This window comes from Variovorax ureilyticus (assembly GCF_050632185.1).
Lineage (GTDB): Bacteria > Pseudomonadota > Gammaproteobacteria > Burkholderiales > Burkholderiaceae_C > Variovorax > Variovorax ureilyticus_A.
In genome coordinates this window covers 1,179,426-1,195,941 of record NZ_CP192579.1, presented here as the reverse complement: position 1 = coordinate 1,195,941, position 16,516 = coordinate 1,179,426, and the positions used below count along the sequence as shown (strand labels likewise).

Here is a 16,516-nt window from a genome sequence, read left to right as displayed (position 1 = left end):
TCTCGTATGGAAATCTCTGAACAATGCGTGGTCGGGCTCACCTGGACCCTCAAGGACACGCTCGGCGAAGTGCTCGACGTGCTGGATGAGCCGGTTGAATTCCTCATCGGCGGCGACGACCTCTTCGACGCCATCGAAGCCGCCCTGCTCGGCCATGGACCCGGTGCCAAGGTACAGCTTCAGTTGGAACCCGAGCAGGCGTTCGGCGACTTCAACGACCAGTTGCTCTTTCTCGAGCCGCGCTCGCTCTTCCCGGAAGGCGTCGAGGAAGGCATGACTTTCGACGGCACCGCACTGCCTTCGGGCGTGAATCCGGACATGCCCAAGGAAGTTCTATATACCGTGAGCGAGATCTACCCGGAGCACCTCGTGCTGGACGGCAACCATCCGCTCGCGGGCATCGCGATCCGGCTCGACATCACGGTGAGCTCGGTGCGCGAAGCGACGGAGGAGGAAGTCGGGCGCGGGACCGCCGGCACCGGCTTCTTCAAGATTCCGCCGACCGCGCCGGGTAACGATCTGTTGCACTGAGCCGCTCCTGCGCCGGGCGCGCACAAAAGCCGGGCCACGCCCGGCTTTTTCGATGGCGCCAACCGCTTCCTAATAGCGTGAAATCTGGCCGTTGTTGATGACCACGCGATCGCCGATGCGCAGATCGCCCGGCGAGGGCACGTCGAACGCGCGATAGCCGCCGTTGTCGGTCTGGATCGAGACGCGGTAGGTCTGGTAGGTCCGCGGGGCATTGGCGTTGGCCTCGATGCTGTTGCCCAGCAGCGCGCCGCCAACGAGGCCCAGCGCCGTCGCCGCCGCACGGCCGTTGCCGTGGCCGATCTGGTTGCCGAGCACCCCGCCGACCACGCCGCCGGCGATTGCACCGCCGCCCGTGGTCGAGGCACCCGAGGACTGGCTCTGGATCACCTCGATGTTGGCGACACGGCCGTATTCGACGTAGGCGCCGGGCGCCATCTGCTGGACCGGCGGCTGGTAAGGATAGCGTGCGGTCTGGTAGACCGGCTGCGGGGCAACACAGGCCGTCAGCGCGGACAGGGCCAAGGCCGAGGCGACAACGGCCAGGGGGCGGATCGAGATCTTCATGTTGGATGGCTTTCTGAAAATGGCGCGTCGACAACGCGCTCTCACGGACCTGACAACGCACGGAGGCCGCATGCGATGACGGCGGTCACAAGTTGACACGTTCGAGGCCCCACAAAGGGGGCCGGTTCCCGTCTTTACGCACGCGAAACGTTTGGCGCCGGCGTGTGCCGCTCAGTGCTTGCCGGTCGAACCGTAGCCGCCCTCGCCGCGTTCGCTCGGCGGGAACTCCGCCACCACGCGGAACTGCGCCTGCACCACCGGCACGATCACCAGCTGGGCCAGCCGCTCCATCGGCTGCAGCACGAACGGGGTGTTGCTGCGGTTCCAGGCGCTCACCTTGAGTTCGCCCTGGTAGTCGCTGTCGATCAGGCCGACCAGGTTCCCGAGCACGATGCCGTGCTTGTGCCCCAGCCCCGACCGCGGAAGGATCAGCGCCGCGTAGCCCGGGTCCGCGAGGTGGATCGCGATGCCGGTGCCCACCAGTTGCCGGGCGTTCGGCAGGAGCGTGATCGGCGCGTCGAGACAGGCCCTCAGGTCCAGCCCGGCGCTGCCGGGCGTGGCGTAGGCAGGCAGTTGGTCCTGCATGCGGGGATCGAGGATTCGAACGTCGACTTTCACTGAATGGGTCCTTGGATGCGTGTTGCTGAATTCATTGCTTCGCGGCCGAACGCACATAGTCCGGCACCCGGGCCGCGATCTCGGCCACGAGCTCGCGCGCCAGCGTGAGCTTGGTGGCATGCGGCAGTTCGCGCACGCCCTTGGCATCGACCAGGAGCAGGCTGTTGTGGTCCTGCCCGAAGGTCAGCGGGCCGATGTTGCCGACGAGGAGCGGAATGCCCTTGCGCTCGCGCTTGGCCTTGGCGTGTTCCACGAGGTTTTCGCTTTCCGCGGCAAAGCCCACGCAGAAAAGCTCGCCGCCCTTGGCGCGCGCCCCCTGCGCGACGGTGAGCAGGATGTCCTCGTTCTCGACGAAATGCAGCACGGGCGGCTTGCCGCTGCCGTCCTTCTTGATCTTCTGCGCGCTGTGGGTCGCCGGCCGCCAGTCGGCGACCGCGGCGGTCGCGACGAAGATCGACGCGGCCTGCACGGCCTGGAGGGTCGCGGCGAGCATATCCTGCGCCGACTCGACGTCGACCCGGCGCACGCCGCGCGGCGTCGGCAGATGCACGGGCCCGGCGATCAGCGTGACTTCCGCGCCCGCGTCTTGCGCCGCGCGCGCGATCGAAAAGCCCATCTTGCCGGACGAATGATTGGTGATTCCGCGAATCGGATCGAGCGCCTCGAAGGTCGGCCCGGCCGTCACCACCACATGCTGGCCCGCAAGCACCTTGGGCTGGAACTGGGCCACGATCTCATCGAAGAGCTGCTCGGGCTCGAGCATGCGGCCGTCGCCGGTTTCGCCGCAGGCCTGCCAGCCATTGCCGACACCCAGCACGCGGGCGCCGTCGGCGTCGACCTGGCGCAGATTGCGCTGCGTGGCGGGGTGGCTCCACATCTCGCGGTTCATTGCGGGCGCAATCAGGAGCGGCACCCGGTCCATGGGCCGCGCCAGGCACATGAGGCTCAACAGCTCATCGGCACGACCCTGTACCAGCCGCGCGATGAAATCGGCGCTGGCCGGCGCCAGCACGATCGCATCGGCTTCGCGGCTCAGGTTGATGTGAGGCATGTTGTTGGCCTCGCGCGCATCCCACTGGGAGGTATGGACAGGCCGCCCCGACAGCGCCTGCATCGTGACCGGCGTGATGAACTGCGCCGCGGCCTCCGTCATCACGACCTGCACCGTCGCCCCGGCCTTCACCAGCAGCCGGCATAACTCGGCCGACTTGTAGCAGGCGATGCCGCCCGAGAGGCCCAGAACGATGTGTTTGCCCACGAGGTCTTGTTGCATCGGGGCAGTTTAATGGGTGGCCGTCCTCTACAATCCCCATTTCCCACTTCCCGGAACTGCGTCCGGAACTGGCATGACCAAATTCGTCTTCGTCACCGGCGGTGTGGTGTCTTCCCTCGGCAAGGGAATCGCCTCCGCCTCTCTCGCCGCGCTCCTCGAATCGCGCGGCCTCCAAGTCACCCTCATCAAGCTCGACCCGTACATCAACGTCGATCCGGGCACCATGTCGCCGTTCCAGCACGGCGAAGTGTTCGTCACCGACGACGGGGCCGAAACCGACCTCGACCTGGGCCACTACGAGCGCTTCATCACGACACGCATGCGGCGTGCCAACAACTTCACCACGGGCCAGATCTACAAGTCCGTGCTCGAGAAGGAACGCCGCGGCGACTACCTCGGCAAGACGGTGCAGGTGATCCCGCACATCACCAACGAGATCCAGGAATACATCAAGCGCGGCGCCGGCATCGGCACCGCGCACGAGGTCGACGTGGCGATCGTCGAGATCGGCGGCACCGTGGGCGACATCGAGTCCCTGCCTTTCCTCGAGGCCGTTCGCCAGATGAGCCTGCGCGCGGGCCCGAACAACTCGGCCTTCGTGCACCTGAGCTATGTGCCGTGGATCGCCGCGGCCGGCGAGCTCAAGACCAAGCCGACCCAGCACACCGCGCAGAAGCTGCGCGAGATCGGCATCCAGGCCGATGCGCTGCTGTGCCGCGCCGACCGTCCGATCCCCGACGACGAACGCGCCAAGATCTCCCTCTTCTCGAACGTGCCCGAATGGGGCGTGATCTCGATGTGGGACGTCGACACCATCTACAAGGTGCCGCGCATGCTGCACGAGCAGGGCCTGGACGGCCTCATCTGCGACAAGCTGCGCATCAACACGCCGCCGGCCAAGCTCCAGCGCTGGGACGACCTCGTCTACGAAGTCGAGCATCCGCAGAAGGAAGTCTCGATCGCCATGGTCGGCAAGTACGTCGACCTCTCCGACAGCTACAAGTCGCTGAACGAGGCGCTTCGCCATGCCGGCATGAAGAACCACGCGCGCGTGAAGATCGACTATGTCGACTCCGAAACCATCACGCCGCAGGACGTGGCCCGGCTCGGCAAGTACGACGCGATCCTGGTGCCCGGCGGCTTCGGCCAGCGCGGTGTCGAGGGCAAGATCGCCGCGGCGCGCTTCGCCCGCGAAACCAAGGTGCCGTACCTGGGCATCTGCCTGGGAATGCAGGTCGCGACGATCGAGTACGCGCGCAACGTGGCCGGTCTCAAGAACGCGAACAGCACCGAGTTCGACCCCCAGACGACCACCCCGGTGATCGCGCTGATCACCGAGTGGAAAGACGCCGACGGCACGGTCAAGGTGCGCGACGAGAAGTCCGACCTCGGCGGCACGATGCGCCTGGGCGCGCAGAGCTCCGACGTGGCGCCGGGCACGCTGGCGCACAGCATCTACGGCGACGTGGTCACCGAGCGCCATCGCCATCGCTACGAAGCCAACGTCAACTACCTGGACGACCTGCGCCGCGCCGGCCTGGTGATCTCGGCGCTGACCCAGCGCGAGCACCTCACGGAAATCGTCGAGCTGCCGCAGGACGTGCATCCCTGGTTCATGGGCGTGCAGTTCCACCCCGAGTTCAAGTCGACGCCTTGGGGCGGTCATCCGTTGTTCAATGCGTTCATCGCCGCGGCGCTCGAGCATCAAGGCGCGGACAAGAAGGCCTTGAAGGTGGTGGCATGAGCGTCGCAGGACCGCTCCAAGACGCGAAGACCCCCTCGGGGGGCAGCGCAGCACACGAAGTGGCAAGCGAGGGGGCACCATGAAACTCTGCGGATTCGACATCGGGTTGGACAAGCCCTTCTTCCTGATCGCGGGCCCCTGCGTCGTCGAGTCCGAGCAGCTGCAGATGGACACCGCCGGCACGCTGAAGGAGATCACCGCCTCGCTCGGCATTCCGTTCATCTTCAAGAGCAGCTTCGACAAGGCCAACCGCTCGTCGGGCACCAGCTTTCGCGGCCCGGGCCGCGACAAGGGCCTCGAGATCCTGGCCAAGGTCAAGCGTGAACTCGGCTTGCCGGTGCTGACCGACGTGCATACCGAGGACGACATCGCAGCCGCGGCCAAGGTGGTCGACGTGCTGCAGACGCCCGCCTTCCTGTGCCGCCAGACCGACTTCATCCGCGCCGTGGCGCAGTCGGGCAAGCCGGTCAACATCAAGAAGGGCCAGTTCCTCGCGCCGCACGACATGAAGAACGTGATCGACAAGGCGCGCGCGGCCGCGAGAGAAAAGGGCCTGCCCGAAGACAACTTCATGGCCTGCGAGCGCGGTGCGAGCTTCGGCTACAACAACCTCGTCTCGGACATGCGGTCGCTGGCGATCATGCGCGAGACCGGTGCGCCGGTCGTCTTCGACGCCACACATTCGGTGCAGCTGCCGGGCGGCCAGGGCACGAGCTCCGGCGGCCAGCGCGAAATGGTGCCGGTGCTGTCGCGCGCCGCGGTCGCGGTGGGCGTGGCGGGCCTGTTCATGGAAACGCATCCGAATCCCGCCAAGGCGTTGAGCGACGGTCCGAACGCCGTGCCGCTCAAGCACATGAAGGCGCTGCTCGAGACGCTGCTCGCGCTCGACACCGTCACCAAGAAGAATGCTTTTCTAGAGGACGTCTTTCAAGCATGAGCGCCTACATCATCGCCAACGTCCAGGTTACGAACCCGACGCAGTACGAGGAATACAAGAAGTGGTCCTCCGAGGCCATGAAGGCGCATGGCGCCGAGGTGTGCGTGCGCGGCGGCAAGGTCGAAGTGCTTGAGGGTGACTGGCATCCCGAGCGCATCGTGATCCTCAAGTTTCCGGACGTCGAGGCCGCCAGGAAATTCAATTCATCACCCGAATACAGTAAGGCGCGCGCGTCGCGCCAGGGCGCCGCGATCATGCGCATGATCGTCGTCGAAGGTATTTGACCCAGGAGAAAGTAAAGAGATGAGTGCAATCGTAGACATCGTCGGGCGCGAGATCCTCGACAGCCGCGGCAACCCCACCGTCGAGTGCGACGTGCTGCTCGAATCGGGCACCATGGGCCGCGCGGCCGTGCCTTCGGGCGCATCGACCGGCTCGCGCGAAGCCATCGAACTGCGCGACGGCGACAAGAGCCGTTACCTCGGCAAGGGCGTGCTCAAGGCCGTCGAGAACATCAACACCGAGATCTCGGAAGCCGTGCTGGGCCTCGATGCCAGCGAACAGGCCTTCCTGGATCGCACTCTGCTCGACCTCGACGGCACCGAGAACAAAGGCCGCCTCGGCGCGAACGCGACGCTCGCCGTGTCGATGGCCGTCGCCCGCGCGGCCGCTGAAGAATCCGGCCTTCCGCTCTACCGCTATTTCGGCGGCATGGGCGGCATGCAGCTGCCGGTGCCGATGATGAACGTCATCAACGGCGGCGCACACGCCAACAACAGCCTCGACCTGCAGGAATTCATGATCATTCCGGTGGGCGCGAAGAGCTTCCGCGAGTCGCTGCGCTATGGCGCCGAGGTGTTCCACGCACTCAAGAAGATCCTCGGCGACCGCGGCATCAGCACCGCGGTGGGCGACGAAGGCGGTTTCGCGCCGAGCGTCGAAAGCCACGAAGCCGCGATCCAGCTCATCCTCGAAGCGATCGACAAGGCCGGCTACACCGCCGGCGAGCAGATCGCCCTGGGGCTCGACTGCGCCGCGAGCGAGTTCTACAAGGACGGCAAGTACGTCCTCTCCGGCGAGAACCTGAGCCTTTCCGCCGAAAGCTGGACCGACATGCTCGCGAGCTGGGTCGACAAGTACCCGATCATCAGCATCGAGGACGGCATGCACGAAGGCGACTGGGACGGCTGGAAGCTGCTCACCGAACGCCTCGGCAAGCGCGTGCAGCTGGTGGGCGACGACCTGTTCGTCACCAACACCAAGATCCTGCAGGAAGGCATCGAGAAGGGCATCGCGAACTCGATCCTGATCAAGATCAACCAGATCGGCACGCTGACCGAGACCTTCGCCGCGATCGAGATGGCCAAGCGCGCGGGCTACACCGCCGTGATCAGCCACCGTTCGGGCGAGACCGAGGACAGCACCATCGCCGACATCGCGGTGGGCACCAACGCCGGCCAGATCAAGACCGGTTCTCTCTCGCGTTCGGACCGCATGGCCAAGTACAACCAGCTCCTGCGCATCGAGGAAGACCTCGGCGACGTGGCCGTCTACCCGGGCCGCTCCGCCTTCTATAACTTGAAATGACGCTCACCCCCAGCCTCGCCCACTTCGTGTGGCTCGGGCACCCCTCGCCGGGGGCAACCCCGGCGGCCCGGCAAAGCCGGTTCCGCGGGGTTCCTGGCATGAGGCTGGCAGGGTTTAATCGAGCATCATGCGCTCCCGCATCGTTCCGATCATCCTGGTCCTGCTGCTGCTGCTCGTTCAGTGGCAGCTCTGGACCAGGCGCGGCAGCGTGCCCGACGTGGCGCAACTGCAGGAAAAGCTCGCCGAGCAGAAAGAGGCCAACGCGCGCGCGGCGTTGGCGAACGAGCGCCTGGAGTCCGAGGTCAACGATCTGAAGGAAGGGCTCGAGATGGTCGAGGAACGGGCCCGGCAGGAACTCGGGATGGTGAAACCCAACGAGGTCTTCGTGCAGATCACGAAATGACCCGCAGCCGATGATCTGAGCCTTGCGGGGATGACATGACGCCCGCTCTTCCCGTCGGTTGCGTGATTGCAGTGCTGGGTGCGCGAGGCACCGGCAAGACCGAACTCGCGAATGCGCTCGCCGCTCGGCTCTTGCAGCGTGGCATCTCCGCTCAGCTGGTGACCGATCCTGCGCCGAGATCGCCCGCCTGTCAGGAACAGGCCGAAGCGGCGTTCGCGCAGACGAATCGCATCGCCGAAGCCGCCCGGCGCAGCGTCGTGATCGCGGACTCGACCGCGCTGGCGACCGCAGTCGATGCCGAGATGCGGTTCGGCGACACCTCCCTCTACGATCACGCGCTGGCCGCGCACCGCAGCCATGCGATCACACTGCTGATGGCGCTCGATCTGCCGCACGCTGACGGCACCGCACCCGACGCTCTGGCGGAGGCAGAAAGAACCGACGCCCTCCTGCGCGCTGCCCTCGCCCGCGCGGGTTCGCCCTACGCCGTCATCCACGGCCGCGGCCCGGATCGACTCGCCAGTGCATGGAACGCGATCAACGCGCGGGCGGAAGATGCTGGCGTCAGTTCGAGTTCGGGCCGGACCGCCTCGGGCGAGCGCGCGTGGTTCTGGCCCTGCGACAAATGCTCCGATCCGGCGTGCGAACACAGACTCTTTCGCGATCTCATCGCGCGGCGCACCTAGCGCCGGCGATTCACCGAACGATCCCCATGGCAAGTTCACTGCAGCTCAGGGTTCTCGCAGCGTCCGGCACGGCCGCCCTCGCTTTCTGGTTCACGGGGGCGTCGGCGGCACCGGCGACGGTGATCGTCGAGAACAAGACGCGTCCGACCGCTTGCGCGGAGGAAGACAACGTCTCGATGGTGCTTCGCGGCCAGGGCATCACCCGCTTCCGCGTCGAGGCGCTCCAGCCGGCCTACATCGACAAGATCGAGAAAGACGTCACCGCGCCCGACTTCTCGGGCTGCAACTTCGACGGCGGCACGCACCCCACGGACCCGAGCTACAAGTTCAAGCCGCGCCGCGTGGTGCTGCACGACGGCCCGCAATGGATGATCGTCGGCATGACCCTGCCGTCTTTCTGGCGGCCGAACCGCGTGCCGGTGCGTGTGGGTGCGCGTTCGGGCAACGACTTCCATCTGGTCCAGGTCTTCGCGAAGTCCAGGGAGAAGGACAGGAAGCCGATGGAAGCACTGGTGCTCTACCCCGCCGACGGCTACTGGCGCCTCAAGCCACTGCCCCTGGCGCGCTTCGGCGATGGCGTCTACGGCTCGTCGTTCCTCATGGGCCCGGTGCAGGATGCCGGCCGGCCGGTGGTGAACATCTCGTCGATCTCGATCCAGACGCGGCCGCTCTCGTTCCGCCTGCGCTTCGCCGACGGCGGCAGCGCCTCGGTCAAGGTCGCCGAGATCAGCGAGGCGCGCACCGCGCTCGATGTGGCGCTTCACCCGCCGACGCAGAAGTCGCAGCCTTTCGCGGTGCTTCGTTCGATGTATGTGTCGGCTGACAACGCGGACGTGAGCGAACTCGATTGGCGATCCACCCGCACGGCCGAGCCGCAGACAAGGCCGCTGCCCGAGATCTCCTCGATCGAGGCCGCGCAGGTCCGCTTTGCACGGACCACACCATCGCGGCACAACACCAGCGCGCCGGATATCCGCTTCGGCGACTTCGAAACCGCGCGGCGCAACTGATCGCCGCGCGCTGCGCAACTACTGGACGACCGTGCTGCCCGGCATCTGGTCGCCGGGCGCGGTGAAGATCTGCGCCGCATCGACCGCATCGAAGTGGTACTGCTTGCCGCAGAAATCGCAGCCGACCTCGATGTTGTCGCGCTCCGCGAGGATGCTCTCGGCTTCTTCGCGGCCGAGGCCGCGGATCATGTTCTCCACGCGCGCGCGGCCGCAGGTGCAGGCGAAGTGCGGCCCCAGCATGCCCGTCTGCGGCTCGAAGCGCAGCAGCTTCTCTTCCCAGAACAGGCGGCGGAGGATCGTGTCGACGTCCAGCGTCAGCAACTCGTCGCGCGTGAGGCTCGACGCGAGGATCGAGATACGGTTGTAGTCCTCGTTGTGCCCGATCTGGTCCTGCTGCACCTGCTCGCGGCCGCCCTCGGCGGTGCCTTCCAGATTGGCCTCGCCCTTCACCGGCAGGCGCTGGATCAGCAGCCCGGCCGCGATCTTGTCGTCGGCGGCCAGCACCAGCGTCGTGTCGAGCTGCTCGCTTTGCAGCATGTAGTGCTGGAGGATGTCGCTCATGCGCTCGAGCTTCCTGCCGTTCTCGTCGACGAGCGGCACCACGCCCTGATAGGGCTGCTGGCCCGGCAGCTTGTCCTTGGGGTCGAGCGTGATCGCGCAGCGGCCCTTGCCGTGGGCGTTGACCATGTCCGACAGCTTGGCATCAGCCGCGACCTCGCCCATCGCCTTGGCGGTGGAGCGCAGACTCAGATCGGGTTTGATTTCAGCGACTGCGACCTTGACTGGCCCGTCGCCGAAGATCTGCAGGATCAGCGCCCCATTGAACTTGATGTTGGCCTGCATCAGCGTGGCTGCGGCGGTCATTTCGCCGAGCAGCTCGGCCATCGGCTTCGGATAGGCGCCGGTCTCGGTATTGGACGCGCGGCGCGCAAGCACTTCCTGCCACGACTCGGTCAGCCGAACGATCATCCCGCGGACCGGCAGACCGTCAAACAGAAATTTGTGCAACTCGCTCACTGAAACTCTCTCTTTCTCTCTTTGCTGACTCAGACGATCATCACGCTTCGAAGACCAGGAACCCCGCGGAACCGGCTTTGCCGGGCTGCCGGGGTTGCCCCCTGCAAGGGGTGCCTGAGCCACACGAAGTGTGGCGAGGCTGGGGGTGAGCGTCAGTTCAAGCAATCTTCTTGAGGCCCTTCGCGAAGCGACGGGCGTTTTCGACATAGTGTTCGGCGCTCTGCCGCAGCTTGGCGGCGGCCGCCTCGTCCAGCGTGCGGACCACCTTGGCCGGCGATCCGATGATGAGCGAGTTGTCCGGAAACTCCTTGCCCTCGGTCACGACGCTGCCGGCACCGACGATGCAATTGCGGCCGATCTTCGCGTTATTCAAGACCACCGCCTGGATGCCGATCAGCGAGTTGTCGCCGATCGTGCAGCCGTGGAGCATCACCTGGTGCCCGACGGTGACGTTCTCGCCGATGTTCAGCGGGCAGCCATGATCGGCATGAAGCACCGACAGATCCTGGATATTGCTGTTGCGACCGATCCGAAGCGTTTCCGTATCGCCGCGCAGCACCGCGCCGAACCAGATGCTGGCGTTCTCGGCCAGTTCCACATCGCCGATCACCTGTGCACTGTCGGCGACCCAGGCGCCCTCTCCCAGTTGCGGCGCCACGCCATCGAGTTCATACAAGGCCATCGCGGTGTCTCCAGAGGTCGAAAAACTAGAATTGTAGGGATGCACCCCCGCCTTAGCGCCCTCGCCGCGCTGCGCCTCACGGACCCCGAACAGAAGGTCGCCGCCGCCCGCGCGCTGTTCGCACAACTCGGCGACCAGCCCCTCTCCCTGCAGCCGGTGCGCACGTCCGGTGACGACGCGGGCGTGCCCGGTCGGCCGGAGCGCCCGCTGCGCGTTTCGGCCACCGCAGTCGAGAAACGCTCGCCCTTCACGCCCGAAGGCCGTGCGGCGCTGATCCATTCGATCTGCCACATCGAGTTCAACGCGATCAATCTCGCGCTCGATGCGGCATGGCGCTTCGATGGCATGCCCGAAGATTTCTACCGCGACTGGCTGCGAATCGCCGACGAAGAGGCGCAGCACTTCACGCTGCTGCACACGCACCTGCAGGGCATGGGCCACCGCTACGGAGACTTCACGGGCCATGACGGCCTGTGGTCCATGTGCGAGAAGACCAGGGACGACGTCGTCGCCCGCATGGCGCTGGTGCCGCGCACGCTGGAGGCGCGCGGGCTCGATGCCACGCCGCTGATCCAGGCCAAGCTGCGCCGCGTCAACACGCCCGATGCGATCGAGGCTTGTGCGATCCTCGACCTCATCCTGCGCGACGAGGTCGGCCATGTCGCGATCGGCAACCGCTGGTATCGCTGGCTCTGCGAGCGTGACGGACTCGATCCGGTCTCGCACTACCGGGAGCTGTACCGCCGGCACGAGGCGCCCCGCCTGAAGGCGCCGTTCAATCTGGACGCTCGCGCGCGGGCGGGCTTCACTGACGAGGAGCTGCGCGCCCTCTCAGAGCTCTGAAGGCGCGATGGCCGCTGCCGGGCTCCGTCGGAAACGCTTCAGGCGCCCTCACTCGGGCTTGATCGCCGCAGCCCGCACGATCCGCCCGTTGCTCTCGAACTCGCTCGCGATCTCGGTCGCGAACTCCTCGGCACGCCCGCCCGTCGGCACGTTGTCGGTCGACTCCAGCCGCGCCCGCAGGTCGGGACTCGCAAGCGCCTTGTTGATCTCGACGTTGTATTTCTCGATCAAGATCGGCGATGTACCCGCCGGAGCGAACACGCCGAAGAGCGACGACTGGTTGGCGTCCGCATAGCCCAGTTCGGCCAGCGTCGGCACCTTGGGCAGGCTGTCGAGCCGCTTCGGCGCAGCCACCGCCAGCGGCCGCAGCTTGCCGGCCTGGATCTGCGCCGCGACCGACGGGCCGGCATTGGTCGAGAGGATCTCGAACTGTCCGCCGACCGCATCGTTCAGTTGCTGACCGCCCCCCTTGTAAGGGATGTGCGTGATGTCGACCTTCGCCGCGGCGCGCACCTGCTCGAGCACGATGTGGCCGAGCGAGGCCTGCCCCGACGTGGCCCAGCGCACCGCACCGGGACGCGCGCGCGCATCGTCGAGCAGGGTCTTGAAATCGCGCGTGCCGGTGGCCGGCGTCGCGAGCAGCAGCACCGGCGAATACATCACGCTTGCCACCGGCGCGATGTCTTTCAAGGGATCGAAAGGCGACTTGGTGAGGTGCGGGTTGAGCACCAGCGGGCTGACCGACGAGAAGCCCAGCGTCGCCCCGTTGGGCGCGGCCTTTGCGACCGCATCCATGCCGATGGTTCCGCTCGCGCCGGCCCTGTTCTCGACGATGAAGGTGACGCCGAGCTGCGCCGAGAGCTTGTCGGCCAGCGCGCGTGCGACCACGTCGCTCACGCCGCCGGAGGGATAGGCCACGATGAGCCGGATGGTCTTTGGCACCGCCTGCGCGTGCGCGAGTGCGGCAACGCATGAAAGACCGAGCGCGGCCACGAGTGCGCGCCGGCATTTGTTCAATGACATGAATACAACTCCTGAAAGATGAGGTCAGCCGCGCGGATGGTGATGTGCATGCAACTGCTTGAGCCGCTCGCGCGCAACGTGCGTGTAGATGGTGGTGGTCGAGATGTCCGCGTGGCCCAGCAGCAGTTGCACCGCTCGAAGGTCCGCGCCGTGGTTGAGCAGGTGCGTCGCGAACGCATGCCGCAGCGTGTGCGGCGACAACGGGACGTGGATGCCCGCCGCATGCGCATGCTTCTTGACGATGACCCAGAACATCGCGCGCGTCATGCCCGCGCCGCGGTTCGTCACGAACAGGTCCTGCGTCTGCTGGCCGTCGAGGATCGCGGATCGCGACTCGTGCAGGTAGCGTTCGATCCACCGCCGCGCCTCGCCGCCGAAGGGCACGAGCCGCTCCTTGCTGCCCTTGCCCAGCACGCGCAGCACGCCGTCGTTCAGGCTCATCTCGAACGCCTTGAGCGCGACCAGCTCGCTCACGCGCAGGCCGCTCGCGTACATGAGCTCGAGCATCGCGCGGTCGCGCAGGCCAAGCGGCGTCTCCACGTCCGGTGCCGCGAGCAGGTCGTCCACCTGCTTTTCGGACAGCGTCTTGATCGCGCGCGGCATCTGCCGCGCAGGCATCAGCCGCAGGCTGGGATCGGCCGCAACGCGGTGCTCGCGCATCGCCCAGCGGTAGTAGCGCTTGAACACGGTCAGCCGCCGGTTGGCCGAGGTGGCCTTGCCCTTGTCGGACAGGCGAACACCCATGTAGGCCTGCAGATCGGTCTCCTGCGCGCCATCGAGCGCCTTGGCGCGCTCGGTCGCGAGCCATTTCGAGAACAGTTCCAGGTCGCGACGGTACGCGGCCAGCGTGTTCTTGGAGAGTCCGTCCTCCAGCCAGAGGGCGTCGATGAATTCGTCGATTTCAGTGGATTGGGTGACCGCTGTCATGCGCGGCAAGATAGCAAAAAACCAGAGGGCCGGCGGGAGCGGGGCGTCCTCCCCGTTCCGGTCCCGCGCGCGTGGTGCTTAAACTGGCCGCTTCATGAATCGAGAGCCCGACTTTCTTGAACATCTGCGCGCCGAATTGTCGGGCGGCCGCGTGTGGATCGACCGGGCCATCGTGCTTTGCTATGCCACCGCCGCCGGATTGTTCGTGGTGGGCTTCACCCTGATCAGCGACTGGATGTTCGCGCACTTCCAGCGCGTCTACGGCCGCTGGCCCTGGGTGGTGCTGCTGACCACGCCGCTCATCACCGGGGGCATCGTGTGGATGACCCGGCGTTACTTCCCCGGCGCGGGCGGCTCGGGCATTCCGCAGGTCAAGGCGGCGCTGCATCCCGACCTGCCGCACGACAAGCGCTTCTCCTTCGCCTCGCTGCGGCTCACGCTCGCGAAGATCGGGCTCGGCGCGGCGGGCTTCGCCGCCGGGTTGTCGATCGGGCGCGAAGGCCCTTCGGTGCAGGTCGCCGCAGGTGTGATGCAGCATGCGCGGCGCTGGCTCTCGCCGGGCAGCACGATCGACGGGCGTGCGCTGCTGGTGGCCGGCGGGGCGGCCGGCATCGCGGCGGCGTTCAATGCGCCGCTCGCCGGCGTGGTGTTCGCGATCGAGGAACTGACGGGCCGGCTCGAGACACGCTCCAGCGGCCTGATCATCACCGCGATCGTCCTGGCCGGTCTGGTGGCGGTGTCGGTGTTCGGCAATGTGAGCTACTTCGGCGTGATCCACGTGCCGCGGCTGGGCTGGGATCTGCTCGGGCCCGGATTGCTCGTGGCGCTGGCGAGCGGCGCGGCGGGCGGGTTGTTCGCGCGGCTCATGAGCGCCTCGCTGACCGGCGCACCCGGACACTTCAACACATGGCGGGCGCGCTATCCGGTGCGCTTCGCGGCCGGCCTCGGGCTGTGCGTCGCCATCATCGGGCTCGCCACGGGCGGCATCACCTTCGGCGCGGGCTCGGAAGCCGTCAAGCAGATGCTCCGGGGCCATGACGAGCTGACGCCGCTCTACACCCTCCTCAAGTTCGTCGCCACCTGGCTCACCGCCTGGAGCGGCGTGCCGGGCGGCATCTTCGCGCCGTCGCTGTCGATCGGCGCGGGCATCGGCGATGCGCTCTCGGTGATCGGCAACGCCGACCTCGCGCCCGCGCTCATCGCAATGGGCATGGCGGGCTTCCTCGCGGCGGTGACGCAGGCACCGCTCACCGCCTTCATCATCGTGATGGAGATGGTCGACGGCCACTCGATGGTGCTGAGCCTCATGGCCGCCGCGATGCTGGCCAGCCTGGTTTCGCGCATGATCAGCCGTCCTCTCTACGACACGCTCGCCGAATACATGGTCGGGCGCGCGCGTGCCTAGTCCTGGTACTTGCACCATGGACTCCCTGATCGCCGCTTCCGCACGCGCGCTCGCCGCCGGCGATGCGCTCGGCGCGCTCAAGCGGGTCGCGCTGCGCGACGATCCGCCCGCGCTGGCGCTGCGCGGCATCGCGATGGCCCAGCTCGGCGAGCATCCACGCGCCCGCGAGTTGCTGCGGCGCGCGGCGCGCGGCTTCGGCGCGCACGAGGAACTGGCGCGCGCCCGCTGCGTCGTCGCCGAAGCGGAGGTGGCGCTCGCGATGCGCGACCTCGGCGGTTCGCCGCGCGCGCTCATGGCGGCATCGTCCACGCTCGAAGCGCGTGCCGATCGCGCGAACGCGCTGCAGGCACGCCTGATCGCCGCGCGCCGGCTTCTGCTGCTGGGCCGGCTCGACGAGGCCGAGGCCGCACTGTCGCAGCTCGATGCGCGCGGCCTGCCGCCGTTGTCCGCCGCCATCGCCGAGCTGACGGGGGCAGAGCTCGCGCTTCGCTCGCTGCGCATCGATGCGGCGGATGCGGCGCTCGCCCGAGCGCAGGAGGCCGCGCACCGAAGCGGCATTCCCGCACTCATGGCCGAGGTGGCGGAGGCACGCGCCGCGCTCGACCGCCCCGCGGCGCGGCGGCGGTCCGCAGGCATCATCGAACAGGCTCTTCGCCTGGGCGAAGTCGCCGCGCTCGTGAGCGCCGGCGCGCTCGTGGTGGACGCATGCCGCCATGGCATCCGCATGGGCGACACATGGCGGCCGCTCGCACGGCGGCCCGTGTTGTTCGCGCTGGCCCAGGCCCTCGCCGAGGCATGGCCGGGCGACGCCGATCGCGATGCCCTGATCGCGACCGCGTTTCGCATGCGCCAGCCCGACGAGACGCATCGCGCGCGCCTGCGGGTCGAGATCGGCAGGCTTCGCGCACTCGTCAAGCCGATGGCGGATATCGAAGCGACTGCGCAGGGCTTCGCTCTCAAGCCGCGCGACCTGCGTGAAGTCGTTTTGCTCGCGCCGCCGATCGACGGCGAACAGGCGTCGCTCGTGGCACTGCTGTCGGACGGCGCCGCGTGGTCCACCTCCGGCCTCGCGCTGGCGCTGGGCGCGAGCCAGCGCACCGTGCAGCGAGCGCTGGTGGAGCTGGAGGCCACCGGGCGCGTACGGTCGATCGGCCGCGCGCGGGCGCAGCGCTGGCTAGCGCCCCCGCTGGCGGGATTCACGACGATCTTGTTACTCCCCGCTTCGCTGCCGTTTGAATAGAGTGCTCCCAACGGCGCCACTCCGCG

The 16,516-nt window shown here is 67.3% G+C and carries 18 protein-coding genes; 11 read left to right on the top strand and 7 right to left on the bottom strand.

Annotated features, from left to right (window positions below; genetic code table 11):
• Positions 1-6: 6 nt before the first annotated feature.
• Positions 7-531, top strand: a complete 525-nt coding sequence (locus ACQ858_RS05895; RefSeq protein ID WP_431275825.1) for an FKBP-type peptidyl-prolyl cis-trans isomerase — start codon at positions 7-9, stop codon at positions 529-531.
• 69 nt (positions 532-600) lie between these two features.
• On the opposite strand, the gene ACQ858_RS05890 is transcribed toward ACQ858_RS05895, so the two are convergent.
• The 3 genes from ACQ858_RS05890 to coaBC form a co-directional block, all read right to left on the bottom strand.
• Positions 601-1,095: a glycine zipper 2TM domain-containing protein gene (locus ACQ858_RS05890; RefSeq protein ID WP_431275824.1), complete on the bottom strand. Its 495-nt coding sequence runs from the start codon at positions 1,093-1,095 to the stop codon at positions 601-603.
• A gap of 171 nt (positions 1,096-1,266) precedes the next feature.
• Entirely contained in the window at positions 1,267-1,713 is a 447-nt protein-coding gene (gene dut / locus ACQ858_RS05885) for a dUTP diphosphatase (protein WP_431275823.1), read from the bottom strand.
• Between the two features lie 31 nt (positions 1,714-1,744).
• Positions 1,745-2,986, bottom strand: a complete 1,242-nt coding sequence (gene coaBC, locus ACQ858_RS05880) for a bifunctional phosphopantothenoylcysteine decarboxylase/phosphopantothenate--cysteine ligase CoaBC (RefSeq protein ID WP_431275822.1) — start codon at positions 2,984-2,986, stop codon at positions 1,745-1,747.
• A 73-nt stretch (positions 2,987-3,059) separates the two neighbouring features.
• On the opposite strand from coaBC, the gene ACQ858_RS05875 reads away from it, so the two are divergent.
• The 7 genes from ACQ858_RS05875 (at position 3,060) to ACQ858_RS05845 (ending at position 9,353) form a co-directional block, all read left to right on the top strand.
• On the top strand, positions 3,060-4,730 hold the full coding sequence (locus ACQ858_RS05875) for a CTP synthase (protein ID WP_431275821.1): 1,671 nt from the start codon (positions 3,060-3,062) through the stop codon (positions 4,728-4,730).
• A 79-nt stretch (positions 4,731-4,809) separates the two neighbouring features.
• Positions 4,810-5,667 (top strand): 3-deoxy-8-phosphooctulonate synthase, encoded by an 858-nt coding sequence (gene kdsA, locus ACQ858_RS05870; protein ID WP_431275820.1) that lies wholly within the window; start codon positions 4,810-4,812, stop codon positions 5,665-5,667.
• Positions 5,664-5,951 carry a DUF1330 domain-containing protein gene (locus tag ACQ858_RS05865; protein ID WP_431275819.1) on the top strand — a complete coding sequence of 96 codons (288 nt, stop codon included), beginning with the start codon at positions 5,664-5,666 and terminating at the stop codon, positions 5,949-5,951. Before kdsA ends, ACQ858_RS05865 begins: the two co-directional genes overlap by 4 nt.
• 19 nt (positions 5,952-5,970) lie before the next feature.
• Entirely contained in the window at positions 5,971-7,254 is a 1,284-nt protein-coding gene (gene eno, locus ACQ858_RS05860; protein ID WP_431275818.1) for a phosphopyruvate hydratase, read from the top strand.
• Positions 7,255-7,381: 127 nt separating this feature from the next.
• Positions 7,382-7,657 carry a septum formation initiator family protein gene (locus ACQ858_RS05855; protein WP_431275817.1) on the top strand — a complete coding sequence of 92 codons (276 nt, stop codon included), beginning with the start codon at positions 7,382-7,384 and terminating at the stop codon, positions 7,655-7,657.
• Positions 7,658-7,692: 35 nt separating this feature from the next.
• Entirely contained in the window at positions 7,693-8,343 is a 651-nt protein-coding gene (locus ACQ858_RS05850; protein WP_431275816.1) for an AAA family ATPase, read from the top strand.
• Between the two features lie 26 nt (positions 8,344-8,369).
• A complete protein-coding gene (locus tag ACQ858_RS05845; RefSeq protein WP_431275815.1) occupies positions 8,370-9,353 on the top strand; it encodes a hypothetical protein in 984 nt (327 codons plus the stop codon).
• An 18-nt stretch (positions 9,354-9,371) separates the two neighbouring features.
• On the opposite strand, the gene ACQ858_RS05840 is transcribed toward ACQ858_RS05845, so the two are convergent.
• Positions 9,372-10,370: an Hsp33 family molecular chaperone HslO gene (locus ACQ858_RS05840; protein ID WP_431275814.1), complete on the bottom strand. Its 999-nt coding sequence runs from the start codon at positions 10,368-10,370 to the stop codon at positions 9,372-9,374.
• A gap of 157 nt (positions 10,371-10,527) precedes the next feature.
• Positions 10,528-11,052: a gamma carbonic anhydrase family protein gene (locus ACQ858_RS05835; protein ID WP_431275813.1), complete on the bottom strand. Its 525-nt coding sequence runs from the start codon at positions 11,050-11,052 to the stop codon at positions 10,528-10,530.
• A 39-nt stretch (positions 11,053-11,091) separates the two neighbouring features.
• Here ACQ858_RS05835 and ACQ858_RS05830 point away from each other — a divergent pair, with 39 nt between their 5' ends.
• Positions 11,092-11,895, top strand: a complete 804-nt coding sequence (locus ACQ858_RS05830) for a ferritin-like domain-containing protein (protein ID WP_431275812.1) — start codon at positions 11,092-11,094, stop codon at positions 11,893-11,895.
• A 48-nt stretch (positions 11,896-11,943) separates the two neighbouring features.
• Here ACQ858_RS05830 and ACQ858_RS05825 read toward each other — a convergent pair whose 3' ends face one another.
• Together ACQ858_RS05825 and xerD are read right to left on the bottom strand one after the other, a co-directional pair.
• On the bottom strand, positions 11,944-12,918 hold the full coding sequence (locus ACQ858_RS05825; protein ID WP_431275811.1) for a Bug family tripartite tricarboxylate transporter substrate binding protein: 975 nt from the start codon (positions 12,916-12,918) through the stop codon (positions 11,944-11,946).
• A 24-nt stretch (positions 12,919-12,942) separates the two neighbouring features.
• Positions 12,943-13,845 carry a site-specific tyrosine recombinase XerD gene (xerD, locus tag ACQ858_RS05820; protein ID WP_431275810.1) on the bottom strand — a complete coding sequence of 301 codons (903 nt, stop codon included), beginning with the start codon at positions 13,843-13,845 and terminating at the stop codon, positions 12,943-12,945.
• A 94-nt stretch (positions 13,846-13,939) separates the two neighbouring features.
• Here xerD and ACQ858_RS05815 point away from each other — a divergent pair, with 94 nt between their 5' ends.
• Both ACQ858_RS05815 and ACQ858_RS05810 read left to right on the top strand, forming a co-directional pair.
• Positions 13,940-15,250 carry a chloride channel protein gene (locus ACQ858_RS05815; RefSeq protein WP_431275809.1) on the top strand — a complete coding sequence of 437 codons (1,311 nt, stop codon included), beginning with the start codon at positions 13,940-13,942 and terminating at the stop codon, positions 15,248-15,250.
• A 16-nt stretch (positions 15,251-15,266) separates the two neighbouring features.
• Entirely contained in the window at positions 15,267-16,490 is a 1,224-nt protein-coding gene (locus tag ACQ858_RS05810) for a helix-turn-helix domain-containing protein (RefSeq protein WP_431275808.1), read from the top strand.
• The last annotated feature ends 26 nt before the right edge of the window (positions 16,491-16,516 follow it).